The 25,413-nt window shown below is 64.9% G+C and carries 24 protein-coding genes and 1 pseudogene; 8 read left to right on the top strand and 17 right to left on the bottom strand.

Annotated elements, in window-relative coordinates:
* Positions 1-135: 135 nt before the first annotated feature.
* Positions 136-4,383, top strand: coding sequence for a DNA-directed RNA polymerase subunit beta' (gene rpoC / locus ACEN9H_RS28820; RefSeq protein ID WP_056128704.1), 4,248 nt, complete (start codon positions 136-138; stop codon positions 4,381-4,383).
* Between the two features lie 82 nt (positions 4,384-4,465).
* On the opposite strand, the gene ACEN9H_RS28815 is transcribed toward rpoC, so the two are convergent.
* The 8 genes from ACEN9H_RS28815 to ACEN9H_RS28780 form a co-directional block, all read right to left on the bottom strand.
* Positions 4,466-5,398, bottom strand: a complete 933-nt coding sequence (locus ACEN9H_RS28815; protein WP_413672969.1) for a hypothetical protein — start codon at positions 5,396-5,398, stop codon at positions 4,466-4,468.
* 19 nt (positions 5,399-5,417) lie between these two features.
* Positions 5,418-6,362 (bottom strand): hypothetical protein, encoded by a 945-nt coding sequence (locus tag ACEN9H_RS28810; protein WP_413672968.1) that lies wholly within the window; start codon positions 6,360-6,362, stop codon positions 5,418-5,420.
* A gap of 52 nt (positions 6,363-6,414) precedes the next feature.
* The gene (locus ACEN9H_RS28805) at positions 6,415-6,813 is read right to left on the bottom strand and encodes a hypothetical protein (RefSeq protein WP_413672967.1); all 399 of its coding nucleotides are present in this window, start codon (positions 6,811-6,813) and stop codon (positions 6,415-6,417) included.
* Positions 6,810-7,652, bottom strand: a complete 843-nt coding sequence (locus ACEN9H_RS28800; RefSeq protein ID WP_413672966.1) for a CsgG/HfaB family protein — start codon at positions 7,650-7,652, stop codon at positions 6,810-6,812. The genes ACEN9H_RS28805 and ACEN9H_RS28800 overlap by 4 nt, the downstream gene beginning before the upstream one ends.
* Complete coding sequence (locus ACEN9H_RS28795) at positions 7,649-8,074, bottom strand: curli assembly protein CsgF (RefSeq protein WP_413672965.1); 426 nt, start codon at positions 8,072-8,074, stop codon at positions 7,649-7,651. Before ACEN9H_RS28795 ends, ACEN9H_RS28800 begins: the two co-directional genes overlap by 4 nt.
* 21 nt (positions 8,075-8,095) lie before the next feature.
* The gene (locus ACEN9H_RS28790) at positions 8,096-8,503 is read right to left on the bottom strand and encodes a CsgE family curli-type amyloid fiber assembly protein (RefSeq protein ID WP_413672964.1); all 408 of its coding nucleotides are present in this window, start codon (positions 8,501-8,503) and stop codon (positions 8,096-8,098) included.
* Positions 8,504-8,701: 198 nt separating this feature from the next.
* Positions 8,702-9,319 (bottom strand): glutathione transferase, encoded by a 618-nt coding sequence (yfcF, locus tag ACEN9H_RS28785; RefSeq protein WP_413672963.1) that lies wholly within the window; start codon positions 9,317-9,319, stop codon positions 8,702-8,704.
* An 85-nt stretch (positions 9,320-9,404) separates the two neighbouring features.
* A complete protein-coding gene (locus ACEN9H_RS28780) occupies positions 9,405-10,409 on the bottom strand; it encodes a zinc-dependent alcohol dehydrogenase family protein (protein WP_413672962.1) in 1,005 nt (334 codons plus the stop codon).
* Between the two features lie 97 nt (positions 10,410-10,506).
* On the opposite strand from ACEN9H_RS28780, the pseudogene ACEN9H_RS28775 reads away from it, so the two are divergent.
* Positions 10,507-11,399 (top strand): annotated as a pseudogene (locus ACEN9H_RS28775) (LysR family transcriptional regulator).
* A complete protein-coding gene (locus tag ACEN9H_RS28770; RefSeq protein WP_413672961.1) occupies positions 11,396-11,944 on the top strand; it encodes a cysteine hydrolase family protein in 549 nt (182 codons plus the stop codon). The pseudogene ACEN9H_RS28775 and the gene ACEN9H_RS28770 overlap by 4 nt, the downstream one beginning before the upstream one ends.
* 34 nt (positions 11,945-11,978) lie before the next feature.
* On the opposite strand, the gene ACEN9H_RS28765 is transcribed toward ACEN9H_RS28770, so the two are convergent.
* The 5 genes from ACEN9H_RS28765 to ACEN9H_RS28745 form a co-directional block, all read right to left on the bottom strand.
* The gene (locus tag ACEN9H_RS28765) at positions 11,979-12,710 is read right to left on the bottom strand and encodes an Imm52 family immunity protein (RefSeq protein ID WP_413672960.1); all 732 of its coding nucleotides are present in this window, start codon (positions 12,708-12,710) and stop codon (positions 11,979-11,981) included.
* The gene (locus ACEN9H_RS28760; RefSeq protein ID WP_413672959.1) at positions 12,707-13,300 is read right to left on the bottom strand and encodes a restriction endonuclease fold toxin 5 domain-containing protein; all 594 of its coding nucleotides are present in this window, start codon (positions 13,298-13,300) and stop codon (positions 12,707-12,709) included. The genes ACEN9H_RS28765 and ACEN9H_RS28760 overlap by 4 nt, the downstream gene beginning before the upstream one ends.
* Complete coding sequence (locus ACEN9H_RS28755) at positions 13,300-13,635, bottom strand: hypothetical protein (protein WP_413672958.1); 336 nt, start codon at positions 13,633-13,635, stop codon at positions 13,300-13,302. Before ACEN9H_RS28755 ends, ACEN9H_RS28760 begins: the two co-directional genes overlap by 1 nt.
* Positions 13,628-14,119 (bottom strand): DUF4123 domain-containing protein, encoded by a 492-nt coding sequence (locus ACEN9H_RS28750; RefSeq protein ID WP_413672957.1) that lies wholly within the window; start codon positions 14,117-14,119, stop codon positions 13,628-13,630. Before ACEN9H_RS28750 ends, ACEN9H_RS28755 begins: the two co-directional genes overlap by 8 nt.
* A gap of 289 nt (positions 14,120-14,408) precedes the next feature.
* Entirely contained in the window at positions 14,409-14,699 is a 291-nt protein-coding gene (locus tag ACEN9H_RS28745; RefSeq protein WP_413672956.1) for a hypothetical protein, read from the bottom strand.
* A gap of 120 nt (positions 14,700-14,819) precedes the next feature.
* Between ACEN9H_RS28745 and sodC the strand changes: the two genes are divergently transcribed.
* Positions 14,820-15,350 carry a superoxide dismutase [Cu-Zn] SodC gene (sodC, locus tag ACEN9H_RS28740; protein WP_413672955.1) on the top strand — a complete coding sequence of 177 codons (531 nt, stop codon included), beginning with the start codon at positions 14,820-14,822 and terminating at the stop codon, positions 15,348-15,350.
* A 4-nt stretch (positions 15,351-15,354) separates the two neighbouring features.
* Here sodC and ACEN9H_RS28735 read toward each other — a convergent pair whose 3' ends face one another.
* Entirely contained in the window at positions 15,355-15,831 is a 477-nt protein-coding gene (locus ACEN9H_RS28735) for a DUF1348 family protein (protein WP_413672954.1), read from the bottom strand.
* A gap of 141 nt (positions 15,832-15,972) precedes the next feature.
* On the opposite strand from ACEN9H_RS28735, the gene ACEN9H_RS28730 reads away from it, so the two are divergent.
* The gene (locus ACEN9H_RS28730) at positions 15,973-16,533 is read left to right on the top strand and encodes a TetR/AcrR family transcriptional regulator (protein ID WP_413672953.1); all 561 of its coding nucleotides are present in this window, start codon (positions 15,973-15,975) and stop codon (positions 16,531-16,533) included.
* A 171-nt stretch (positions 16,534-16,704) separates the two neighbouring features.
* The gene (locus tag ACEN9H_RS28725; protein WP_413672952.1) at positions 16,705-19,314 is read left to right on the top strand and encodes an ATP-binding protein; all 2,610 of its coding nucleotides are present in this window, start codon (positions 16,705-16,707) and stop codon (positions 19,312-19,314) included.
* A gap of 21 nt (positions 19,315-19,335) precedes the next feature.
* On the opposite strand, the gene ACEN9H_RS28720 is transcribed toward ACEN9H_RS28725, so the two are convergent.
* A complete protein-coding gene (locus ACEN9H_RS28720; RefSeq protein ID WP_413672951.1) occupies positions 19,336-20,061 on the bottom strand; it encodes a hypothetical protein in 726 nt (241 codons plus the stop codon).
* A gap of 108 nt (positions 20,062-20,169) precedes the next feature.
* Between ACEN9H_RS28720 and ACEN9H_RS28715 the strand changes: the two genes are divergently transcribed.
* Positions 20,170-21,174, top strand: coding sequence for a hypothetical protein (locus ACEN9H_RS28715; protein WP_413672950.1), 1,005 nt, complete (start codon positions 20,170-20,172; stop codon positions 21,172-21,174).
* 339 nt (positions 21,175-21,513) lie between these two features.
* Here the strand turns inward: ACEN9H_RS28715 and ACEN9H_RS28710 are convergent, their stop codons facing one another.
* Positions 21,514-23,790 (bottom strand): M28 family peptidase, encoded by a 2,277-nt coding sequence (locus ACEN9H_RS28710; RefSeq protein WP_413672949.1) that lies wholly within the window; start codon positions 23,788-23,790, stop codon positions 21,514-21,516.
* A 27-nt stretch (positions 23,791-23,817) separates the two neighbouring features.
* A complete protein-coding gene (locus tag ACEN9H_RS28705) occupies positions 23,818-24,486 on the bottom strand; it encodes an energy transducer TonB (RefSeq protein WP_413672948.1) in 669 nt (222 codons plus the stop codon).
* Positions 24,487-24,746: 260 nt separating this feature from the next.
* Here ACEN9H_RS28705 and ACEN9H_RS28700 point away from each other — a divergent pair, with 260 nt between their 5' ends.
* Complete coding sequence (locus tag ACEN9H_RS28700; RefSeq protein ID WP_229412145.1) at positions 24,747-25,397, top strand: response regulator; 651 nt, start codon at positions 24,747-24,749, stop codon at positions 25,395-25,397.
* The last annotated feature ends 16 nt before the right edge of the window (positions 25,398-25,413 follow it).

Raw genomic sequence — 25,413 nt, 5'->3', positions numbered from 1 at the left:
ATCGCCGAAAAACTTGGATCCCCGCCTGCGCGGGGATGACGGTTTTAAGGAATGTGGTTCCAGCAAGCACTGGCGAAAATCAGTGAGAAGCTGGCGGTAGTAGTAGGTACAGAATTCAATCACCCGGAGTGATAAATGAAAGCACTGCTCGATCTATTCAAGCAAGTTCAGCAAAACGAGAGCTTCGACGCCATCAAGATTGGCCTGGCGTCGCCCGAGAAAATCCGTTCGTGGTCGTTCGGCGAAGTCAAGAAGCCGGAGACCATCAACTACCGTACGTTCAAGCCGGAACGTGATGGCCTGTTTTGCGCGAAAATCTTTGGTCCGATCAAGGACTACGAATGCCTGTGCGGCAAGTACAAGCGCCTGAAGCACCGCGGCGTCATCTGCGAGAAGTGCGGCGTCGAAGTCACCCTGGCGAAAGTCCGTCGTGAGCGCATGGGCCACATCGAGCTGGCCTCGCCGGTCGCGCACATCTGGTTCCTGAAATCGCTGCCGTCGCGCCTGGGCATGGTCCTGGACATGACGCTGCGCGATATCGAACGCGTCCTGTACTTCGAAGCATACGTCGTGACCGATCCGGGCATGACCCCGCTGAAGAAGTGCCAGATCATGTCGGAAGACGACTACGCCGCCAAGTACGAAGAGTACGGCGACGACTTCACCGCATTCATGGGCGCCGAAGGCATCCGTGAACTGCTGCGCTCGATCGACATCGACCGCGAAGCCGAAGCCCTGCGCGTCGAACTCAAAGAGTCGAAGTCGGAAGCCAAGATCAAGAAATACGCCAAGCGCCTGAAAGTGCTCGAGGCGTTCCAGCGTTCGGGCATCAAGCCGGAATGGATGATCATGGAAGTGCTCCCGGTCCTGCCGCCGGAGCTGCGTCCGCTCGTCCCGCTGGATGGCGGCCGTTTCGCCACGTCCGACCTGAACGACCTGTATCGCCGCGTCATCAACCGTAATAACCGCCTGAAGCGCCTGATGGAACTGCGCGCGCCGGAAATCATTACGCGTAACGAGAAGCGCATGCTGCAGGAAGCCGTGGACTCGCTGCTGGACAACGGCCGTCGCGGCAAGGCGATGACCGGCGCCAACAAGCGTCCGCTGAAGTCGCTGGCTGAAATGATCAAGGGTAAGGGCGGCCGCTTCCGTCAGAACCTGCTGGGCAAGCGCGTCGACTACTCGGGCCGTTCGGTCATCGTGGTGGGTCCGCAGCTGAAACTGCACCAGTGCGGTCTGCCGAAGCTGATGGCTCTCGAGCTGTTTAAACCCTTTATCTTCAACAAGTTGGAGTTGATGGGTCTGGCAACGACCATCAAGGCTGCGAAGAAGCTCGTCGAGCAGCAGGAACCGGTCGTCTGGGACATCCTGGAAGAAGTCATCAAGGAACACCCGGTGATGCTGAACCGTGCGCCGACGCTGCACCGTCTCGGTATCCAGGCGTTCGAGCCGGTCCTGATCGAAGGTAAAGCGATCCAGCTGCACCCGCTGGTCTGCGCGGCGTTCAACGCCGACTTCGACGGTGACCAGATGGCAGTCCACGTCCCGCTGTCGATCGAAGCACAGATGGAAGCGCGTACGCTGATGCTGGCGTCGAACAACATCCTGTTCCCGTCGAACGGCGAACCGTCGATCGTGCCGTCCCAGGATATCGTGCTGGGTCTGTACTACGCGACCCGCGAGGCGATCAACGCCAAGGGCGAAGGCATGCTGTTCCCCGACGTGTCGGAAGTCATCCGCGCGTACGACAACAAGGAAGTCGAACTGGCGACCCGCATCACCGTGCGTATCGTGGAATTCCCGCGCAACGCCGAAGGCGGTTTCGACCAGACGCTGACCCGCTACGAGACCACGGTCGGCCGTGCGATCCTGTCCGAGATCCTGCCGAAAGGCCTGCCGTTCTCGGTGCTGAACCGCGCGCTGAAGAAGAAGGAAATCTCGAAGCTGATCAACACGTCGTTCCGCAAGTGCGGCCTGCGTGCGACCGTCGTGTTCGCCGACAAGCTGATGCAGTCGGGCTTCCGTCTCGCAACGCGCGCCGGTATCTCGATCGCCGTCGACGACATGCTGATCCCGGACGTCAAGAAGACCATGATCTCGACCGCCGAAGCGGAAGTGAAGCAGATCGAGCAGCAGTACGCCTCGGGTCTGGTCACCGCCGGCGAGCGTTACAACAAGGTCGTCGACATCTGGGGCAAGACCTCGGACGAAGTGGGCAAGGCGATGATGGACCAGCTGAAAGTCGAGCCGGTCACGAAGCGCGACGGCACCCAGGGCACGCAAGAGTCGTTCAACGCCATCTACATGATGGCCGACTCGGGCGCCCGTGGTTCCGCAGCCCAGATCCGCCAGCTGGCCGGTATGCGCGGCCTGATGGCGAAGCCGGACGGCTCGATTATCGAAACGCCGATTACCGCGAACTTCCGCGAAGGCCTGAACGTTCTGCAGTACTTCATCTCGACGCACGGCGCCCGTAAAGGTCTGGCCGACACCGCGCTGAAGACGGCAAACTCGGGTTACCTGACCCGTCGTCTGGTCGACGTGACGCAGGATCTGGTCGTGACGGAAGACGATTGCGGCACCTCCAACGGCACGCACATGAAGGCGATGGTCGAAGGCGGTGAAGTGATCGAAGCCCTGCGCGACCGTATCCTCGGCCGCGTGACCGGTACCGACGTCGTCAATCCGGAAACGCAGGCGACCCTGTACGAAGCCGGCACGCTGCTGGACGAAGACATGGTCGAAGAGATCGAGCGTCTGGGCATCGACGAAGTCAAGGTCCGCACGCCGCTGAACTGCGACACCCGTTACGGCCTGTGCGCGAAGTGCTATGGCCGTGACCTGGGCCGCGGCATGCTGGTCAACTCCGGCGAAGCCGTCGGTGTGGTGGCAGCACAGTCGATCGGTGAGCCGGGTACCCAGCTGACCATGCGTACGTTCCACATCGGTGGTGCGGCATCGCGTGCGGCGGTGGCATCGTCGGTGGAAGCCAAGTCGAACGGTACGGTCCGCTTCACGGCGACCATGCGTTACGTGACCAACGGCAAGGGCGCCCAGATCGTCATTTCGCGTTCGGGCGAAGTGCTGATCACGGACGACCACGGCCGCGAGCGCGAGCGTCACAAGGTGCCGTACGGCGCGACCCTGGCTGTCCAGGACGGCATGGTGGTGAAAGCCGGCCTGCCGCTGGCAACGTGGGACCCGCTGACCCGTCCGATCATCACCGAGTACGCCGGTACGATCAAGTTCGAGAACGTGGAAGAGGGCGTCACCGTCGCTCGCCAGGTGGACGACGTGACCGGCCTGTCGACCCTGGTCGCGATCGACCCGAAACGCCGCGGTTCGGGCAAGGTCAATCGTCCGCAGGTCAAGCTGCTCAACGCCGAAGGCCAGGAAGTCAAGATCGCCGGCACCGAGCACGCCGTGACGATCGGCTTCCAGGTCGGCGCGCTGATCATGGTGAAGGATGGCCAGCAAGTGTCGGTGGGTGAAGTGCTTGCACGTATCCCGACCGAATCGCAGAAGACCCGTGACATTACCGGTGGTCTGCCGCGCGTTGCCGAGCTGTTCGAAGCCCGTTCGCCGAAAGATGCCGGCATGCTGGCGGAAGTCACTGGTACGGTCGCATTCGGTAAAGAGACCAAGGGCAAACAGCGCCTGGAAATCACCGACATGGACGGCAACAAGCACGAGTTCCTGATCACGAAGGACAAGCAAGTGCTGGTGCACGACGGCCAGGTGGTGAACAAGGGCGAGATGATCGTGGACGGCCCGGCCGATCCGCAAGACATCCTGCGCCTGCTGGGTATCGAAGCGCTGGCCCGCTACATCGTCGACGAAGTGCAGGACGTGTACCGTCTGCAGGGCGTGAAGATCAACGACAAGCACATCGAGGTGATCGTTCGCCAGATGCTGCGTCGTGTTCAGATCGTCGAAGCCGGCGACACCGACTACATCGTCGGCGAGCAGGTGGAGCGTTCGGAACTGCTGGAAGAGAACGACCGCGTGACGGCCGCAGGCAAGCTGCCGGCGACCTACGAAAACGTGCTGCTGGGTATTACCAAGGCATCGCTGTCGACCGACTCGTTCATCTCGGCCGCATCGTTCCAGGAAACCACCCGCGTGCTGACCGAAGCGGCGATCATGGGCAAGCGCGACGGTCTGCGCGGCCTGAAGGAAAACGTCATCGTCGGCCGCCTGATCCCGGGCGGTACCGGTCTGGCATTCCACCGCGCCCGCAAGGAGAAAGAAGCGTGGGAAGCCGAAGAGCGCGCAGCGCTGCTGCAGCAGGAGAAGGCCAACATGGCTGCCGAGCTGCAGGCGATGGAAGACCAGCAGAATGCTGCGGCTTCGGTCGAGCAGCATCATGGCGACGGCGAGTGATCTTCGCTTCTGCTTAGCTTAATCAGCTAGTGAAAACGGCACCTCGAGGGGTGCCGTTTTTTTTACCCGTCGCTTGACGGCCTCAGTGCTGGTAGATGTTCGTCCAGTTGCCCGAGCCCGTCTGGTTGACGTTGGCCACATAGCCTGCGCCAGCCTGGCTGACCGTCGCATTGTTGCTGCTGCCCATCTGGGCAATCGTGGCCAGGTTGCCGGCGCCGGTCTGGATCACCCTGGCCAGGTTGTTATTGCCGACCTGGTTGATGTCGGCGACATGGGCGTCGCCGGTCTGGCTGGCGTCGGCGGTGTTGCCCGATCCCTGTTGCCGGATCGTGATCGCGTCATCCCAGCCATCGTTCTGCGTCGTGCTCGCGCTGTTCTGGGTGCCGTTCTGCACGATGTCGGGGCCGCCCGCCACCATGTTGTTGGCGACCACGGCGACGGTATTCCCATCGCCCGTCTGCGTGATCGCCGGGCCGCGGAACGTGGCGCCCCGCTGGCTGACCGTCAACCTGTTACCCGTGCCGGTCTGGGAGGTCTGGATGCTGGTGTCGGCACTGTCGATCTGCTCCACGCGCGCGAGGTTGCCGCTGCCGTTCTGGTCGACGATGACGGGGCTCGACGTGACGATGGCCTGCGTGATCGCGGCATCGTTCCCGTTCCCGAGCTGTGTGATGCTGGTGTCGAACCGACCGTACACCCTCACGCCGTCCTGCGTGATCCCTGCATTGTTTCCCGTGCCGTTCTGGCTGACCACGGCGGTCACACCGTTGTTGGTGTCGCGCTGGAAGATGCCGCCGCTTGTGGCGCCGGGGCCGCCCACGTGGTTATTGTTGCCGATCTGCGTGATCGATGCGGTGGTGTTCGGCGCCGTGTCGTACGGCGTCAGGCCGACCTGCTCAGCGGCCGCGGTGTTGCCGTTGCCCTGCTGCGTGACCGTGACGGTCTGGCTCGACGCGACGTGGCTGGCGCAGGCCAGCAACGCGCCGATGGCGATTGCCGAAAGTCTGGATTTCATGAGCTTGCTCCTTGGGGTATCAGTGCTGATAGACGTTCGACCAGTTGCCCGCGCCGGTCTGGCTCACGTTGCCGACATAGTAGGCCTGGAGAGTCTGGGTCACCGTTGCGCTGTTGCTGTTGCCGATCTGGGCAATCGAGGCCTTCTGGAAGCCGTTGGCCTGGGTCAGGTTGGCAAGGTTGTAGCTGCCGTTCTGGCTGATGTCTGCATAACTGGTGCCTGACACGCTTGCGTTGGCAACGTTGCCTACACCCTGTTGTGAGAGCGTGAGCATGATATCGAAACCGATCAGCAGGACGTTCGCGTTGTTCATGCTGCCGTCCTGCGTGATCCTGGCGCCGGGGCCAAGGAGATTGTCCGCGTAGAGCGAGACCGTATTGCCTTCGCCGGTCTGGGTCACCTGCGGTCCGCCGTGCGAGCTGCCCAGGTGGTCCACCGTGGCCGTGTTGCCGGAACCGTTCTGCGTGACGTGGAGCGACGCATCGCCGGTACCGACCTGCCGCAAGCGGGCCAGGTTGGCACTGCCGTTCTGGTCGACGGTAACATCGTTGGAGAACGCGTTCGTCTGCGTGATCGTCGCATCGTTCCCGTTGCCTTGCTGGGTAATCACGGCTTCGACCGGCGGCGAGTTCCCTCCGAGCCTGCCGTTCTGCGTGATGCCCGCGTTGTTGTCCGACCCGGTCTGGCTGACCGTTGCACGCGCGCCGCCCCGTGGGGCAAGTATCTGGTAAATGCCGCCGCTCGTGGCACCGGGGCCGCCGACGTGGTTGTTATTCCCGATCTGCGTGATCGATGCGGTGGTGGCGGCCGGGAAGGCGACCGGGTCGGACGTCGTATTTACCTGCTCCGCCGCGACGGTATTGCCGCCGCCCTGCTGCGTGACCGTGATCGTCTGGCCCGATGCAGCCAGGCTGGCGCAAGTCAGACTGATACCAAGTGCGATTGTCGAGAGTGCGAATTTCATGAAGTGCTCCTCGAAGTGGACAGGGGCGGATTGGAAAGCGATTCAGCGGCCCCTAATGCTGAACGATGGTGGCCGACTTGCCGTTGCCGTACTGGGTGATGCGCGCATAGCCTTGCCGGCCGTACTGCTCGATGCGGGCCGTGTTCAGGGTGCCCTGCTGGTCGATGCCGGCCCGATTGCCTGCGCCTGCCTGCAGGATGCTGGCCGCGTTCCGCTGGCCGCTCTGCTGCACGACGGCCTCGTTGTCCAGGCCCGTCTGGAGCAGGCCGGCGTTGTTGTCGCTGCCCGCCTGCGACACCGATGCCCGGCCTGGCGCGGCGGGCAGGGATGCCGCGGCAGTGACGGCGATGGGCACATCGAGTTCGGACGGGGCAAGATCGCCCGCGCGGGCACCCGCGAGGATGCCGGCGGCCAGCAGCAGGCCCCCGGCAGCGAGCCGCAGGGTGGTCATGGCGCGCTCCCCGCGACGGCCAGGTAGCGCCGCAGCACCGGACTGGCCATCCCGGCATCGTCCTGCAGCGCCCAGTTCCCGGCCCGGATGCCCTGCGCGATCAGGTGCACCACGGCGGCCTCGATCGCCTCGCCCACGCACAACTGCGTCGGCTCGTTGCGGGTCGTGCCCGCCTCGAATTCCGCCAGGTCCTTCACGTTGACGAACTTGAAGACGCTCGGATGCAGCTCGTACGAATAAATCGTCTTGGTGGTCGACACGCTCTGCAGGATCTGGCCGCCGCGGATGTCGACCGTGCGCAGGTTGACCGTCACCTGGTCGACCCGGTACTGGGTGCTCATCCCGATGCCGAGGAAGCGCGCGCCGACGCCGCCGGTGCGCACATTGCTCTCGTAGGCGACGACGCCGCCTTCGATCAAGACCGAGGCCGCGAGCAGGGGAGGCATCTGCACGGGCGGCGCCCCCGCCGGCTGCGGCATCTCCAGCGCGCGCACGATCTTGCGTTCGGTGAGCAGATTCTGCAGGTTCTCGCGTTCGACCGGGATGAACCAGCCCGAGTCCTGCAGCGCCCGGATCAGCATCGACGACGCACCCTGCGTCACCGCGGTGGAGAAGGAGCTGTCCGGCGCCGGCTTGTACTGGCCGGTCTGGTCGCGGATGCCGTACACGGCCACGGCGATCCTGCCCTTGGGCGGCGGCAGGGCGAGCAGGTCGCGCCGGATCGCGGTGTCGGGCGTCAGCTGGGCATTGTCGCGCACCGTCGAGGGCACATGGGCGCATCCGCCCAGCGAGCACAGCAGTGCCAATGCTGTCAGACGGGAGCAGCGCCGCGGGTTCATTGGCCCACCTCGAACGAGGTCACGGCGCCGGTCGTCTTGTCCGTCGTGGTCACGCGCAGCAGGCCGCCGCCCAGGTCGGTCACCGTGATGACGAAGTTCTCGGTTGAAAAAGTCCCCGGCAACAGTTTGCCGTCCGATCCCATCAGCTTCGACGTCGCGGCGGACGCGAGCTGGCTCAGCATCATGCGTTCGAGCGTCTGGTTGAACTGTTGGAGGGGCGACTGGTTCAGCGGCGACGATCCGCCCAGGCCCGACAGGCCATGCTTGTTGGTCGCCGACGCCGCGCCCAGCAGGCCCGGACCGTTGGAGGGCGCGCCGCCGAAATTCGGGTTGACCGGCACGTAGACCAGTTCGGAAGCGCACGCGGCGGCGCCCCAGAGCGCGAGGCTGCAGGCGACAGGCAGGGACAGTCGGTGGGACATGGCTCACTCCTTCATGCGGGGTCAGAATTCGTCGGGCGCGAGGTCGGTATCGAGGACGAGCGTGTGTTGGCGCTCGATGTCCAGGACGGCCTGGTAGGCGCTCTCGGCGGCGTTTTCGCCCAGCGCCCTCAGCGCCGTGCGCGCGGGCGGCAGCTGCACCTGGAGTACCCGGCGCGGGCCGTACTCGACCCAGATCAGCGTGCCCCAGCGCGCCGACGGGCGCTCGCGGATGGCGATCGTGTAGCGGTCGCTGCCGGGCTTGTCGAGCCAGGCCGTGATGAAGGAACGGCAGAACTCATGACCCGCCACCGTGATGGGCTGGCTCGTCACGATGCCCCAGCCGTCCGGGTCGGGGTCACGGCCGCTGGCCTGTCCGGCGATGGCACAGGCGGCGAGCAGGCATGCGAGGTGGCGGGCAATCCGGATCATCTGCAACCTTCATTGCTCAAAAGTTATAAAATAAGCAATATGAATAAGTGCAGTGTATCGATCGGACGAGCCCGGCCCATGAGCATGGTCAGAGATGGGTGATTGCGATTTTTCCGATATGGGCGACGATCCTGGATGCTGAAGCCTTGGCTGGATCAGCTAATAAAAACGGCACCTCGAGGGGGCCGCATTGTTTGATCAGAGCGGTGGACGCGGCAGATCGACCCATGCCTGAACCGACGCCCGCTCCCATTGTCTCTTCGCGTAGTCGGCAAATCGCGCCGGCACGTCATCGCCATTCAGGACGAGGCGGTTCAGCATTACGGCGAGATCCACGTCCGCGATACACCACGTCTCGAACAGATGCTCACGGTCCTGTGCCAGCAGCGTATCCGCGGCCTTGAACAGTCTTTGCGCGGCCTGCTCCGCGGCGGTCGATAAAGGCGCATTGGACGGGCCATAAAACAGCACTTCCGTCGTACGCTCCTGGCGGATGGGCAGCAGGTCGCTTCTCAACCACGCCTGGATTTGCCGGGCTCGCGCTTTTGCCTTCGGGTCGGCGGGATACAGGGCGGTGCCGGAATACACCTCATCGAGGTATTCCGTGATTGCCGAAGACTCGGACAAGCGAAAGTCGCCGTCGACCAGCGTCGGCACGCGTTGTGTCAGCGAGGTGGCGGCATAGTCCGCTGAGCGGTTCGCGCCCGCCCCCAGATCCAGCGTTTGCATATCGAACGGAATGCCTTTTTCCTTGAGCCCGACAAAAACGGACATCGCATAGGGACTGGCGTACTGGGCGTCGACGTAGAGAAGCATAATGATCCTTTGGCACTGTGGTGAATGTTGTTGGACAGGAAACAGTAACACCAGATCGCCGCTTCTGCACGACGCCCTTCGGATATCAATGTTCGATCACCAGCTTGCCAAAATGCCGCGACCCCGCCGCCAGCTCGGCATACGCCGCCGCCGTCTCACCGATCACGAACCGCCGATCGACCACCGGCACGATGCCGTTGGCCTCGATGGCCCGCACCGCTTCCGCCAGGTCCGCCACCGATCCCGTGCTGTTGCCCACCACGCGCAAGGCCTTGCCGATGATGGAGAACAGGTTGACCGACGTCGTCGCGCCCGACAGGAACCCGACCGTGAACACGGTGCCGCCCATCGCGGCCGCGTTCAGCGAGCGCTCGAACGTCGCGTCGCCGACCGTCTCGACGACGAGGTCGGCGCCGCGGCCGTGCGTGATTTCCAGCACGGCCTTGTCCCAGTCCGGCACCGCACGATAATTCACCAGGTGGTCCGCCCCGAGCGCACGTCCGCGTTCCAGCTTCTCGTCCGATGACGACACGAGGATGACGGTCGCGCCGCTCGCCTTCGCGAACTGCAGCGCGAACAGGCTCACGCCTCCGGTGCCGAGAATGACGACCGTGGAACCCGGCCGCACCGACGCCGAACGCACCGCATTCCACGCCGTCGTCGCCGCGATCGGCAGGGTCGCGCCCTGGGCAAGATCGAGGTGTTCCGGCAGCCGCACGACGCTCTTCGCCGGCACCGCCACGTATTCCGACAGCGACCCGGGGTGCGTGATCCCGCGCATGGCCGCGATCCGTTCCGGCCGCATCGGCCCGTCGAGCCAGTCCGGCATGAAGTGCGGCACGACACGGTCGCCGAGCGCGACGCTCTCCACGTCCGCACCCAGCGCGACGATTTCTCCGGCCCCATCGGCGACAGGCACCATCGGCAAGGTCGCGCCGGGGAAGCTGCCCGTCGCGACGGCAACGTCGATGAAGTTCAGCGCGGCCGCGCGCAGGCGGATGAGGACGTCGCCCGGCCCGGGCTGCGGATCGGGCAAGGACACGCGGCGGAACGCGGTCAACGACGGTTCGACAAGCTGGATGGCATACATGGCGTTGGCTCCTGTGAAATGAGACGCCCAGTGTGATTGCCAACGGAAAGACGATAAACTCGGCATTTCTTGCAACATTTCCAACCAGGACTTGCGAATGGATCTGCTGGACAGCATGAAGGTCTACGTGTGCACCGTCGAGAAGGGCAGCCTCAGCGCGGCCGCGGACGCGTGCGGCATGTCGGCGACCATGGCCGGCAACCATGTCCGCGCGCTCGAGCAGCGGCTCGGCATGCAGCTGATGCACCGCACGACGCGGCGCCAGCACGTGACGGCGTTCGGCGAGGAGTATTACGCGCGCTGCAAGGAGATCCTGCGGCTCGTGGCCGAGACGGACGCCCAGGCGCACACGATGCGGCTCGCGCCCGCGGGCACGTTGCGCGTCAGCGCGCCCGTCACGTTCGGCACGGAGGCGCTGGCGCCGGTGCTGTCCGATTACCTGGCGCGCTATCCGCAAGTGGATGTCGAACTGGATATTTCCGATCGCTTCGTGGACCTGATGGCAGACGGTTACGAGGCCATCATCCGTGTCGGCCAGTTGCCACCGGATGCGAACGTCGTCGCCCGGCCGCTGGCGCCGTACCGGCTGATGCTGTGCGCGTCGCCCGACTACCTCGCGCGGCGCGGCGTCCCCGCGACCCGGCCGACCTGGCCAGTCACGATTGCATCGCGTTCGGCGCGGCCAGCATCAACCAGTGGCGCTTCCAGCACGACCACGACGTCTGCCAGGTGCCCGTCACCGGCCGCGTGAAAATCAACAATGGACAGGCCTTGCGCACTGCGGCGCTGCACGGGCTCGGGATCGTGCTGCCGCCAACAATCCTGCTCGAGCCCGACGTGCGGGCGGGGCGGCTCGTCCAGCTGTTTCCCGAGTACGGATTGCCGGAGCGGCCGATGCACATCGTTTACCTGCCGGACCGTTATCGCTCGCCCAAGCTGCGCAGTTTTATTGATTTCGTCATCGAACGTTTTGGAGAGCCGACCTCATGATTGCCCTGCTCATCATCGACATGCAAAAAGGCATGCAGAGCCCGACCCTGCCGCCCCGGAACAACCCGCAGGCGGAAGCCAACATTGCCCGCCTGCTGGCCGCGTGGCGGGAGCGCGAGGAGCCCGTCGTCCTCGTCCGCCACATCAGCCGCTCGCCGACGTCGGTGTTCGCGCCCGGCCAGAGCGGCGCCGAGTTCCAGGAAACGTTCCTGCCGCTGGCGCACGAGCACGTCGTCGAAAAGAACGTGCCGGATGCCTTCGTCAACACGGGGCTCGAACGGTGGCTGCATGCGCGCGGCATCCGCGACGTCGTCATCGCCGGCGTGAGCACGAACAATTCGGTCGAGGCGACGGCGCGCACGGCCGGCAATCTCGGGTTCTCGACAGTCGTCGTGGCGGATGCCTGTTTTACCTTCGACAAGACGGATTTCGGCGGCATCTTGCGCAGCGCCGAGGAGGTTCATCTGATGGCGCTCGCGAACCTGCATGGCGAGTATGCAGACGTAAAAGGGACTGCCGACATCTTGCGCCCGCTCAGAAATTGAGTATGCGTATCGCGCCGATCTCCGCTGTTCAGTTCTAGAACTTTGCGACAAATTCACTATTGGTCGGGAGCAGATCTTGATCGACCAGCCGAGTCTCGATCGCGTTCGCCTTTTTGATGTGCTCAGGATTTTGCACGTCGAAGGTTTCCGCTACCGTTACGATGAGACTACCACGCTGGGTTTTACCTTTGTCATCCATGATCTTGATGACTTCAGCTGCTTCCGGAACTTGACGAACATTGATGTCGAACGGCAGATAGAGCATCCAGCCTGCGCCTGGTCTGTCAGGGAAAACGCTTTTTTCCAGATATCCGCCTGGAGCTACCTGGACAACCATGGGTTTCCACATATTGATAACGGCCAAGACCAATTTGATGACATTGGACCGATCGCGAAGTACTACAGCATCTTTGCTGCTGAAATTCAAAGTTGATGGAAAGGGGCCAATGTTATATGTGGCTGTGTAGGCGATAGCGCCTTCTTCTTCTGAACCGTTCCACACGCCCAAGGTCCTCAGGTCGGTGGCAAGGTTGTCGCTGTCAGCTTTGGCCATCGCAAGTGCCGCTGCGCTCGGCCCCACTTCAGTGAATGCCTTATTCAGCAATGAATCGGCTTCAGTATCTGCGGGAGGAAACCATTGGTCGAGAGGATGCCCTAGCGTTTCCAGAGCCTTGGCTATTTTCCATATGTCGATGTAATGCTCGTCTATCGATGGGAGTTGAGCACCAGTGCGAAAATTAGCGTCTATTTCAAGAATTTGGCTCATGGGGTCAAAAAGGTAGTAATGATCAAGGACCGCTTGCGAAATTGAGCGGTAAAGTAGGCGTGACTTAGTGGCTGCATAAAATGCCAGTGTAATCGTGATGGCGGTGATTTCAGGGTAACCATGCTCTGGCGTATCCCCTGAGCAATTATCTTCGGCAGTCCTGTAATCTTGAAGAAGAATTTTGGCTCGGTTGACGACTCGAAGAACTGGTCGTAGGTTGCTTTCGCTTCGAGCAGCAAGCATTCCTTCGATTTAAAACCATCGAAGTCGTTCTCCTGAAATCTCCACTCTGTATAAGGAATAAAGCCGGTAATCCGAGCCTGGTAGCTTCGCGATACCTCAGACATATTCCAGTTACGCTCAACAAGCATCCCGCCGTCCGGCGGGCATTTGTCACAAGTATCTTTCGTTTTAGCCTGAGTCCCAGCCTCCGCAATCGGCGCAGATTTAGCCTTGTCCGCAGATTCGACCTTGTTCCTGGTCGCTTCGTTGACAGCAACCGCGCCGGCGCCGGCAACGGCGGCAACACCGAGCGCCCGCAACAGGGCGCCGCCGGCGGCTTCGAGGATGGGAACTGCGAGCGCTGCCATTAATTCTCCCTCAGTCTGGACTTCACCCACGCGATCATGTCGGCGAACCGTTGTTCGACCGGCCGGCCCGGTTTCCTGAGCCAGGCATCGATGGCCGGTTCACGATAAAAATTCGGGGCAAAAGCTTCGTAATAAAGAAACTGGGTAATGGCACCGCCATCCGTGAAACCCAGCGCGACGGCGTGCGCATACGCGCGTTCGAGGCGGTCCGGCAAACCCCTGTCGCTTGCGAGTTCGGGATGTTCCCTGACGATGTTCTTGCAGACTTGCTTGATGTACTGACGCTTTTCCAGCAGGTCCAGATGCGCGAGCTGTTCTTCGCTCAGTTCAAGCACGGGGCCCTCCCATGCATACTCTGCGGCCATCGTGGATGAAGTGCCATTCGTCGATGAGGTGGACGAACTCGGCGCGCTGCGCGTTGTTCATCGTCTGCATCAGGTTGCCCAGGACGCGCGGATCGTAGAACCGCAGCAGTACCTTGCGGCCATCCGGCAGTTGCGCGTCGAGTTTGAGTTGCAGCAGTTGGCCCAGGCCTTCCAGATCGATCGCCGAGATCAGCCACGACACCGATGGCAGCGCTTGCTCAAGGTCGTGCAGCGACTGCAACTGGTCAGGCGCCCTGACGACGTCGATGAGCCACGGGCCGGGGTGAGCCAGAGGCTCATCTTCCGTACCGAGAAAAATAGGGCGATTGATGCCGCGCTGATAAACCAGACGCTGACCGGTATGCTGTTCATACTGGAAGCCGTCAACCAACGCATAGAGCCATAAGGCAGTGTCAGCCTGTTGAAGGGCCCGGAAGTGCTCGACGATAACCACACTAGCTTCTCACTACCATGGCCGATCCTGCGGCAGCGGCTTTGGCGAGGCACTCCAGGCAGATGGTTGGCGCCTCCTGTGCAACCAGATTACTGAACATGTCGGTGTTTGCGCTGGCAGCGGAAGCTGCGCCGTCAGGGCTGGAATGGTCGTCCCACCAGGCAGACGACTGACCGGCGATCAGCGTCGCACCGCAGGCAGTCTTGTCGCCATGTCGCGCAACGGCTTGGCCGAACCCGGTCAGGTCGGGCAGAGTAACAAAAAGCCAACCTGTTTTGTTGTCTGGCCATCACTCCCGCCTGAACCCGGACTTCACCCGCACGAGCACGTCCGCGAACCGCTGCTCGACCGGCTGGCCGGGCCGCCGCAGCCAGGCGTCGATCGCGGGTTGGCGATAAAAATTCGGGGCCATCGCTTCGTAGCGGAGGAAGCGGGCGATGACGTCGGCATCCGTGAATCCCAGGACCACCGCATGCGCATGGGCGCGCTCGAGGCGGTCCGGCAGGCTGGCATCGTGGGCCAGTTCCGGGTGGATGTCGATGATGGTCTGGCGGATTTCTGAGAGCAGGTTATCGGACATGACGGCTCCTCGGTCGACTCGCCATTGTTCCTGCCGCGCTCACGGTATCCGTTGCGTCAACTCAGCTGGTTATCGAATACACTATTCCCGCGACACATTCCCAACCTGAAAGGAGACGGTATGACGATCAAATCGCTCATCGCACTCGCATGCGCACTGTCCGCAGCCGCCGGCGTCCACGCCGCCGACCAGCTGCAAGCGTCGATGACGCTCGTGGGCCCGGACGGCACCGGCAAACCGATCGGCGCCGTGACGATCACCGAATCGAAGAGCGGTCTCGTGTTCACGCCGAACCTGACGAACCTGCCGCCCGGGGCGCACGGGTTCCACGTGCATGAGATGGCCAGCTGCGGCACGAACGAGAAGGATGGCAAGAAGGTGCCGGCCGGCGCGGCCGGCGGTCACTTCGATCCGACCGGCGCCAAGCACCATGCCGGCCCGTCCGGCGACGGTCACCTGGGCGACCTGCCGCCGCTCGTCGTCGGGGGCAATGGCGGGGCCAGCACGGCCGTGACGGCCCCGCGCCTGACGAAGCTGTCCGAAGTGAAGGGCAAGGCGCTGATGATCCATGCCGGCGGCGACAATTTCTCGGATCAGCCGAAGCCGCTGGGCGGCGGGGGCGACCGCATCGCCTGCGGCGTCATCCAGTAAGGGATTACAGCCCCAGCGCCGACAAGCCGGGGTGATCGTCCGGCCGCCGACCCAGCGGCCAGTGAAACTTGCGCTCGGATGCCTGGATCGGCATGTCGTTCAGGCAGGCATAGCGCCGCTCCATGAGGCCGTTCTCGTCGAATTCCCAGTTCTCGTTGCCGAACGTGCGGAACCAGTTGCCGGAATCGTCGTGCCATTCGTAGGCGTAGCGCACGGCGATGCGGTTCCCTTCGAAGGCCCACAATTCCTTGATCAGGCGATAGTCCAGTTCCTTCTTCCATTTACGGTCCAGGAACGGGACGATCTGCTCGCGGCCGGTGACGAATTCCGCGCGGTTGCGCCAATAGCTGTCCGGCGTGTAGGCCAGTGCGATTTTTTCCGGGTTGCGGCTGTTCCAACCGTCTTCCGCCAGGCGGACTTTCTCGATGGCGGTTTCACGCGTGAACGGTGGGAGGGGTGGACGGGGTTCGATCGTGGACATGCAGGCTCCTTGTAGTGGTGAGGTAGACAGGTCTGTATCGTAAGCGAAACGCGCCTGACGCGGCCCATCCATCCAGCTAGTTGATGTAGACAGGTCTGTATCATATAATGGAGTCCCGCACTCCGACCCGACCTGACGACCATGGCCCAGCCTTCCGCCCGCGACCGCATCCTCGATACGGCAAAACGCCTGTTCTACCGCGACGGTTTCCGCGCCACCGGCATCGACCGGATCGTCGCGGAATCTGGCGTGGCGAAGATGTCGCTGTACCGCCATTTCCCGTCGAAAGACGATTTGATCGCCGCGTTCCTCGACTGGCGCCACGAGCACTGGACGTCGTGGTTCACGGCCGCCGTCGACGCCAGGCTCGCGCGCGGGGAAGGGCTGGCTGCCGTGGCCGACGCGCTGGGCGAGTGGTTCGCGCAGGACGACTTTCGCGGCTGCGCCTTCATCAATGCCGTCGCGGAGACGGGCGCGACGGACGATCCCCGCCACCGCGGGCAGGCCGTGCACCACAAGCGCGAACTGGAACGCTATCTCGGCGGCGTGGCTGCACGGCTGGGACTGGCGGCGCCGGACCAGGTGGCGGAAGAGGCGCTGCTGTGCGTGGAAGGCATGATCGTGCGGGCGCAGATGGATCCGGGCCCCGGGATCGTCGACGCGGGCCGGCGCCTGCTCGCGCGGATCGAACGGGGGGCGTAACATTTTCCCATCTTTTTGTTACAATATTTCAATATATGCACACGTCGGGCTCACGCCGCCTGCTATGATGGCTAGCTGAGCCGCTCCGGCTTGCCTCCGACTATCCACGATATGCCCTGGCCGTTCGATCCTGCATCCCTGGATGACACATCCGCCCGAAAGCCGGGCGACATGGAATTGCAGATGCGGCGCCACGCGTGGGAGACGACGCCCGTCGGTCCCGTCGCGCACTGGCCCTTCAGCCTGAAACTCGCCGTCCGCACGCTGCTCGATTGCCAGCTGCCGATGTACCTCGCCTGGGGCGACGCGTACACGCAATTCTTCAACGATGCCTACGTGCCGATCCTCGGCGCCAAGAAGGATGGGGCGCTGGGCGGCGACGTCCGTGCGACGTGGCCGGAGATCTGGCCGGTTATCGGCCCGATGTGGGCGGGCGTGCTGCAGGGCGAGCCGGTCGGTTCGAGCGACCTTGCCCTGACGATCAACCGCTACGGCTATTTCGAGACCTGCCACTTCGCCTATTCGTACAGCCCCGTCTGCGGCGACGACGGGAGCCCCAAGGGCGTGCTGGTGACCTTCGTCGAGACGACGGAGACGGTGCAGGCCGAACGCCGCCGCGCCTTCCAGCTCGAACTGGCCGACATCCTGCGCCGCGAGACGTCGTCCGGTCCGCTGCTGCGGGCCGCGCTGCGCCAGGTCGGCGCGTACGTCGACGATGCCACCGTGACGTATGCGGAGACCAGGCCGGGCGCGGCTGCGGCCGTGATCCTCGAACAGTGGGACGGCGGCGCGCGCACGCCGCAGTCCGGCCGCACCGTGGCGCTGGAGGCGCTGGCGCTTGGCGTGCCGGAACGGCTGTGCAAGGGCGAGACCGTGTGGTCGACGGATGGCGCGGCCGGAGACAAGGCGGGCATCGCGGTGCCGCTGATGGACGGCGACCGCCTGGCGGCCGTGCTGGCGCTGCATGCGCCGCTCGACGCGGGCCGCATCGGGGACGAGGTCCGCCTGCTGGAAGACGCCGCGCGCCGCATGTGGGAAGCGCTGCGCCGCATCCGTGCCGAGGAGGCGCTGCGCGAAGAGACGCGCGTGCTGGAACTGATGAAGAGCGCGACCGAGACGCTGGCGTCGACGATCGCCCTCGAGCCGCTGATGCAGGCCATCACGGATGCCGCCACGCAGCTCGTCGGCGCGGAATTCGGCGCATTCTTCTACAACAACAAGGACGGCGACGGCGATGTGTATTCGCTGTACGCATTGTCCGGAGCGCCGCGCGCCGCGTTCGAGCGCATCGGCAAGCCCCGTCCCACGCCCATGCTCGTGCCCACGTTCGACGGCAGCGCGCCGATTCGTAGCGACGACATCCGCGACGATCCGCGCTACGGCACCATGCTGCCGCATCGTGGCATGCCGGCCGGGCATCTGCCCGTCGTGAGTTATCTCGCTGCACCCGTCGTGTCGCGCTCGGGCGAAGTGATCGGCGGCCTGTTCTTCGGCCATCCGCAGCCCGCGATGTTCAGTGAACGCAGCGAAGAATTGATCGGCGCCTTCGCCGTGCAGGCCGCGATCGCGATCGACAACGCGCGCCTGTACGACATGGCCCAGCGCGCGGCCGAGGAGCGCGAGCAGCTGCTGTCCAGCGAACGCGCGGCGCGCGCGGAGGCCGAGCGCCACAACAAGATGAAGGACGAGTTCCTCGCGATGCTGGCGCACGAACTGCGCAATCCGCTGGCGCCGATCACGAGCGCGGCTCAGCTCCTGCGCCTGCCCGAAGTGAACGAAGGGCTGCGCCTGAAAGCCAGCAACATCATCTCGCGGCAGGTGCGGCACATGACGGAGCTCGTCGACGACCTGCTGGACGTCTCGCGCGTCACCCGCGGCCTGGTGAAACTGGAGAACGAGATCCTCGACCTGAACAAGGTCGCGATGGCGGCCGTGGAGCAGGCACGCCCGCACATCGAGGAGCGCCAGCATGGCCTCACGGTGGAGCTGCCGGATGCGCCGGTACCGGTCGAAGGCGACCGCACGCGCCTGATCCAGGTGCTCGTCAACCTGCTCAACAACTCGGCCAAGTACACGCCGCCGGGCGGACGCATCGCCCTCGTCGTGACCCTCGAAGACGGAGCGGCGCGGGCCGCGGTGCGCGACAACGGCAGCGGCATCGACGCGCAGCTGCTGCCGCACGTGTTCGACCTGTTCACGCAGGCCGACCGCGCGCCGGACCGCTCGCAGGGCGGCCTCGGGATCGGCCTCGCGCTCGTGAAGAGCATCGTCCGCATGCACAACGGCCAGGTGGCCGCGCACAGCGCCGGGCTGCAGCAGGGCACGACCATGACCGTCACCCTGCCGCTCGCGCAGGCCGAGGTGGGGCAGGTCGTGCGGTCGGGCGAGGGCAGCGGGGAGGCGCGGCCGCTCGCGGTGACCATCGTCGACGACAACGGCGACGCCGGCCAGTCGCTCGCGGTGCTGCTGCGCGCGCACGGCCACACGGTGCACGTGCACGAGGACGCGGCCGGCACGCTGGCGCATGCCGATTCCGCCACAGAAGTCTTCATCCTCGACATCGGCCTGCCCGACATGACGGGATACGAACTGGCGCGCCGCCTGCGTCGCGACACGCGCCACGCGCAGGCCGTCTACGTCGCGCTGACGGGATACGGCCAGCAGCGCGACCGCGAGCTGTCGCGCCAGGCGGGCTTCGACCACCACCTCGTCAAGCCGGTCGAAATCGGCAAGCTGGCGCAGATCCTGGCCGCGGCAGCGGAGAGGAAGCCGGCCCACTGACGGCGACCGCCTATCCGCCGGTCAGGCGCTGTTGCGAAGTTGCCGATAGAGGCGGAGTTCTGTCTCGAATACCTGCTTCAATTCGTCGTCGTCGCCGTTCCAAGTCATTCTGAACGGGGCGATGCCGTGCTTTTCCGACAGCACACCTTTGATATCGGTTTTGCTTCCCCCGCGTTTCACTTTTGCCCGCACGATACGTGTGCCTTCGATATACAGGGAGTAGCGTAGCGGCGTCGATTCGATCCTGAAACGGTCCGGATAATGTTCGTTCACGAATTCGATGAAGTCTTCCAGGTCGACGTCCGGCTCGATATTCGCTCTCGTCCCGGCCGGTGTCGATGACGGCAGCGGCGGTGTTGGAGGTGCGTTTTTCCAGCGCCCGTTCAGGCCGATGCCGTCGTCGGCATCGCAACCGTATTCCTTGATGTAGCGCGCTTCGATCTCGAAGATCCGGTTCTTGTCGATCACGTTGCACAGGTAGCTAAGTGCGATGTCATGCTTGTGGCGGACTGCTTCGGCCAAGGCAACGTGAACACGGCGATAAGGCTTTCCGTTTCGATAGGGCTCGCCTGCCAGCAACCGGTTGACGTTGCGGCTGTAATGTTGGGTAGGGCGCTTCGCGCCTCCATTCGCTTTCCCGATATATCGGCCGGTCACATTGCCATTGGCGTCCCGGATTTCCCACATATAGATCAGGGGCGCATCCGGATTGACCCCAGGGCCAGGTGGAAGATATGTCATTTTCATGGGAGAAGAATATCCGAAATCGAACACCGACCCATAACTTGTTGACAATCATTGTTTAACCACTCAGTATTCACTGCCTATCCAGTTACCGCTTCCCAGCAACCATCCGTGTCCCGCAAAAAGAACAGCCGTCAATGGGCCCGCCTGCGCATCCTGTGCTACGCGGGACTGGACCTGATGACGATGGTCCAGGATGCCTTCACCCTGGTGCGCGAGCTCGTGCCGAATTCCTGTGCCGAGCTGGCGCTGCGCGTCGATCCGGCCGGGGCGTCGCCGCTGGCCGGGAACGACCCCGCGTACGTGTCGGTGCTGCCGCCGCCGAGCGGCTATGCGTACCGCGACCACGCCGGCTTCACGGCGAACGGCACGCCCGCATTGCACACGCTGCAGGTGCCGCTGTCGAACGCCGGCCGCCGCCTGGGCGAGATCACCTTGTGGCGCCACGACGGCCCCGCGTTCGACCGCCACGACGAGGAAGACCTGCAGCGCGTGGCGACGTATTTCGAGCACGTGCTGCGCAACGCGCCCGAACTGGCGGCAGGCGGCGCCGGCGTCGTCGAGGACGAGGCCATGCTGCTGGCTACCGTCGACGGCCAGATCCTGTACCTGAGCGATTCGGCCGGCGCGCTGCTCGACCAGCTGGCGGCGCAGGAGCGCCAGGCCTTCAACCGTCGCACCTTGCCCCCGTTCTGCCTGCGCCTCGTGGAATCCGTCGCGCACGGCGACCGCTATCCGTGGCTGCTGCCGCTCGGGACGCTCGCCATGGCCGGCGGCGTGCTGGAGGCGCGCGCGCAGTGGATGAGCGCGGGCGGCGCGGCCGCGCTGCATGCCGAGGACCCGGCTTACATCCGCACGGTCGGCATCTTCATGAAATTCGTCGTGCCGCTGCCGCTGCGCATCTGGCGCGCCATCGGCTCCGTCGAGCTGTCGCCGCAACAGGCCGAGGTGGCGTTCTGGATGGGCGTCGGCGGCGGCCGCGAATCGGCGCGCGCCAACATGGAAGTCAGCGACGCCGTGCTGCGCGATTGCGTGAAGGCCGTCTACGAAAAATTCGGCTGCTCGTCCGAGGCCGGTCTGCTGGAACAGCTGCGTCCCACCGTCTCGCGGATGTGACCCCACGGGTGGGGCTGGGACGGCGCGGGCGATTTTCCTATCATGGCGTCAAGCTCGAAGCAGGGACCCGGCAAGCGCCGCGGTCCCTGCCCGCTAATTCAACGACCATTCACCGGGGAAGGGGAGACGGCGCGGTCCCTCAGTCCGACAATAACAGCGATACGCATGCCCCAAGGCGTGCGAGGGGAACCCTGCGCCAGCGGCCCGCCGTCTCCCTGACTTTCCCGAACTGGTCGTCCTTCTCCCACGCAGGCATGGCCGGCGCATCGGCCACCCTGCGCCTGCTGCGCCATGCCCGCGGAGCCGTTGTCGGGATCCGCATCGTAGAGCCGGCGCTGCTCAGGGAAACCGCAGCACGTCGGCCGCCACCGTGGTCCCCGACAGCGGCAGCAGCGGCGGCAGGCCGGCGGGACGGGGCGGCAGGTCGCGGGCGGGCAGGCCGGGGATGCGTTCCTGGATGTACACGAGGAACGGCGGATCGCCCTGGAAGTCGAACGCGAAGCGCAATGTCTCGTCTCCCATGCCGTGCAAGGCGAGACGCCAGCTGAAGCACGATTTCTCCGTCAGCACGCGGCCGTTGACGCTCGTGCGCCACGGGCACGCGCCCTGCACGCGCACGACGATGTCGGGCGCGCGGTTCTTCGAGCGCAGCGTGAATTCCACGTGGCGCCGCCGGGGGCTGCGCTCGTCCTTGTCGATGACGAGGCCGGGCCAGGCGATGCCGTCGTCCTTCTGCGCCGCCGCGTACCACACGGGATCCGCGTCGGGCCCGAACAGGTAGGGCAGCGGATACGGATGCAGTGTGTTGGGGAAGACCTGGCGCGTCCACGCATCGAGCGGCCCGGCCGGATGCAGCCAGAACGCCTGCCAGCTCGGGGTGTCCTTGTAGTACACGAGCCGGTTCGGCGCCGGCAGATCGGGCACCTGCGGCACGGCCGCATACGCCATGCCGAACGAGACGCCGGCGCCGGCCAGCAGCGGCCGCACGAGCCAGCGCCGCGCGAGCGCATCGAGGGCCATGCCGCACAGCCCCGCCAGCAGGCACACGAGGCTCGAGGGCAGCACGAGCCACGCCGGCGTGAAGAACGCGAAGCTCGCGCACACCGCCGGCAGCAGCAGGACGAGGGCCGGCAGCGCTCCGGCGGCCGCGATGGCCGCGCGCCGGGCCGGCGTCCACGCGCGTGCGCCCATGAGTACGAGCCATGCGGCCTGCCCGGCCAGCAGCGGCCACGCCAGCGCGTAGCTGGCGCCGGGTGCGCGTACGCAGGTCGCGACGAGTGCGACGTCGGTGGCCAGCAGTACGCCCAGCGCCGTCGCCGCGACGCCGAGCCGCTGCTGCAGGCGCCGCTGCAGCGCGATGAAGACGGCGGCCGGCACCAGCATGAAGGCCGCCAGCTGCCAGCGCACGCCGCCGTCGTCGGCGAGGACGGCGGCCGGATAGCGGGCCTGCAGCACCGGCAGCGCCTCGCGGCACAGGTAAGCGGCGAAGGTGGCGCAGATCGTGATGAACAGGACGCTGAACATGGCGTCGACGATGTCGGTGGCGGAGATGCGGTTGCGCAGGGCCGCGCGGCAGGCCCAGGCGCCCAGCGCGCAGCAGAGCAGCGCCAGCGGCCAGGTCAGGCGGGCATCGTAGTGGACCATGCCGGCGAGCGGCAGCGCGAAATACACCTGGCCGTGCGGGGGAGAGACCAGCGCCAGGTTGGCGTTGCCGAGGCGGCGCAGCAGCGCGAGCATCGTCTCGCCCTCGTGCTGCAGGCTCGCGCTGGACAGGCGCTGCGGCACGTCGTGCATGCCTTCCCGGCCCAGCGGTCCCCGCGTCGTGGCGAAGTGCAGCACGGGAAAGGCGCCCGTCGCCAGCGGCGCGGCGCCCGCGCTTTGCGGCAGGCGGTCGTACAACTCGGCCATGAAGGACGAGCCTTGCGGTTGCGGCGCCGCACGCGCCCAGGCGTCCAGCGCAAAGCCGTCCGCGTGCGCCGCGTCGATCAATTCGAGCGGGCCGCGGTTGCCGGCATTGTCGAAGCGCAGGGCGACGCGCACCTGCTTCGCCCACGGGTGCGATTGCATGAAGGCGCGCGCACCCATCGCCTGTACCGTGTCGGCGTCCGTGAAGACGAACAGCAGGTCGTTGTCGAGTGCCGGCCCGGCCTGGAGGACGCGCATGGTTTCCAGCAGCGCGGCGGCGGACGCGCCGCCGTCGGCCGCGCCGGGCGTCGGCGCGGCGGAATCGTAGTGGGCCATGGCCAGCACGGCGCCATGGCGCGCACCGCCCCGCTTGCGCACGACGATGTTGCGCGCGGTCGCCATCGTGCTCTGCCCATGCGACATCCAGTCCCACGATGTCGCGGACACGGTGTCGACCTGGACCTCGGGTTCGAGGCCGAGCGCGCGGATGCGCGCCAGCAGGTACGCGCGCGCACGGGCGTTCGTGACGCTGCCGGCCGGACGCGGCGCCTGCGCGAGCACTTGCACGTGCGCCTGTGCACGCGCGGCGCTGAATCCGGGGACGAACGGGCCGGTCGGCACCGGCGCCGCGCGCGGCTGCAGCATGAGCCAGGCGAGGAGGAAGGCCAGGCCGCAGGCCGCCCACACGGCCGGTCGAGGTAAGTGACGCATCGTGCGTTTTCCTTTGTTCGCCACCAACTAGTCGAGCTTCCAGACGAAGGCCAGCTTCGCCCAGCCGGCTTGCGCGACGCCGTTGTTCGTGGCGGGCTTGAATGTGCACTGCGTCAGGGCATTGATGGCGGCGCGATCGAGGTCGCGCGACCCGCTCGATTGTTCGATGCGCGAGGAACTCACGCGGCCGTCGGCGCCCACGAGCAGCGCCAGGGTCGTGGTCCCGGTGTCGCCCCGGCGCGCGGCCGCGGCCGGATAGTCGGGCAGGGCGCAGCCATTGGCGTCCGCGAACACCGCCGTGCGCAGCTGGCCCGGGTTGGCGCTGGGCGTGGCCGGCGCGTCCGGCACGGGGTCGGACGGCATGGCCGGGAACGGCGACGGCTCGGCTGCCGTGGTCGCCTGGATGGGGTTCGGCACCCGCGGCGGAGCGACGTCCACCTCGACCTTCGGCACCACGACGTCCGGCGGCGCCAGTTGCTGCGTGGGCTTCGGCGGCTCGGGCGGTGGCGGCGGCGTCGGGCGTTCCGGCTCGATCATGACGAGCACCTGCTCCGGCAGGCTGGACAGGGAAATCTTCTTCGTGTTGATGCTGTGGATGAACACGGCGCCGAGTGCCACGTGCAGGGCGGCGACGAGGACGAATTTCGCGGTTTTCGCATCGGGGCGGTTGGCGCCCGGGAGACTCGTGAATTGCATGGCCATCCTCCTTGTTGTTGTACCGGCATTGCCGGAGGTAAAACGGAGTGAAGCGTAAAATCCATCGAACGGAATCAATATATGCTATCTAATAGCAATAGGTAAAGCGATTTAATGGCAATGTGGCCTTCCACTTTATTGCCGTGGCCGTCTTGACAAGTCGGAATATGGATGCATGCCGCCTCGCGCCCGGTGCTGTTGTGTGGAATAATCGTCTCTGTGCTTTCGCCTGAAAGCAGAAGTAGCCTGGAGAATCGAACGTGCAGAAAGAGCAAAAGCCGATCCGCGTGATGCTGGCGGACGACCACCCGATCGTGATGACCGGGTTCGCGATGTCGTTGTCGGCGCAGGGAATGGAAGTGGTGGGCCAGGCCAAGAGCCCGAGCGAGGCGGCCGCGATGTATGCGGAATTCAAGCCGGACGTGGCGGTGCTCGACATCCGCTTCGGTACCGAGCTGACGGGGATGGACGCGGCGCAGAACATCCTCCGGACCGACCCGAAGGCCAAGATCGTGTTCCTCAGCCAGTTCGACCAGGACAGCCTGATCAAGGAAACCTACCGCCTGGGCGCGCACGCCTTCGTGACCAAGGATTGCGACCCGGCCGACCTGGCCGACGCCGTGCGCCACGCGCACGCGGGCAAGCTGTATTTCCTGCCGCAGATCGCGGAGCGCCTGGCCAGCCTGGCCGTGCGCGGCGACGTCTCGCCGCAGTCGCAGCTGGACGAGCGCAGCCTGGAGATCTTCAAATTGATGGCCGAGGGGCTGACCAATATGGAGATCGCCGAGCGCCTCAACCTGTCGACCAAGACCATCAGCAACATCAGCCAGTCCGTGAAGGAGAAGCTCGGCGTACACCGGCAGGCGTACATCACCAAGCTCGCCGTCAAGCATGGCTTGATCGAGCCCTGACCCGTTTCGTTGCCGT

The sequence above is a fragment of the Massilia cellulosiltytica genome, assembly GCF_047325105.1.
In the GTDB taxonomy this organism is placed as follows: domain Bacteria; phylum Pseudomonadota; class Gammaproteobacteria; order Burkholderiales; family Burkholderiaceae_D; genus Telluria; species Telluria orientalis.
This window is presented reverse-complemented; position numbering and strand designations above follow the sequence as displayed.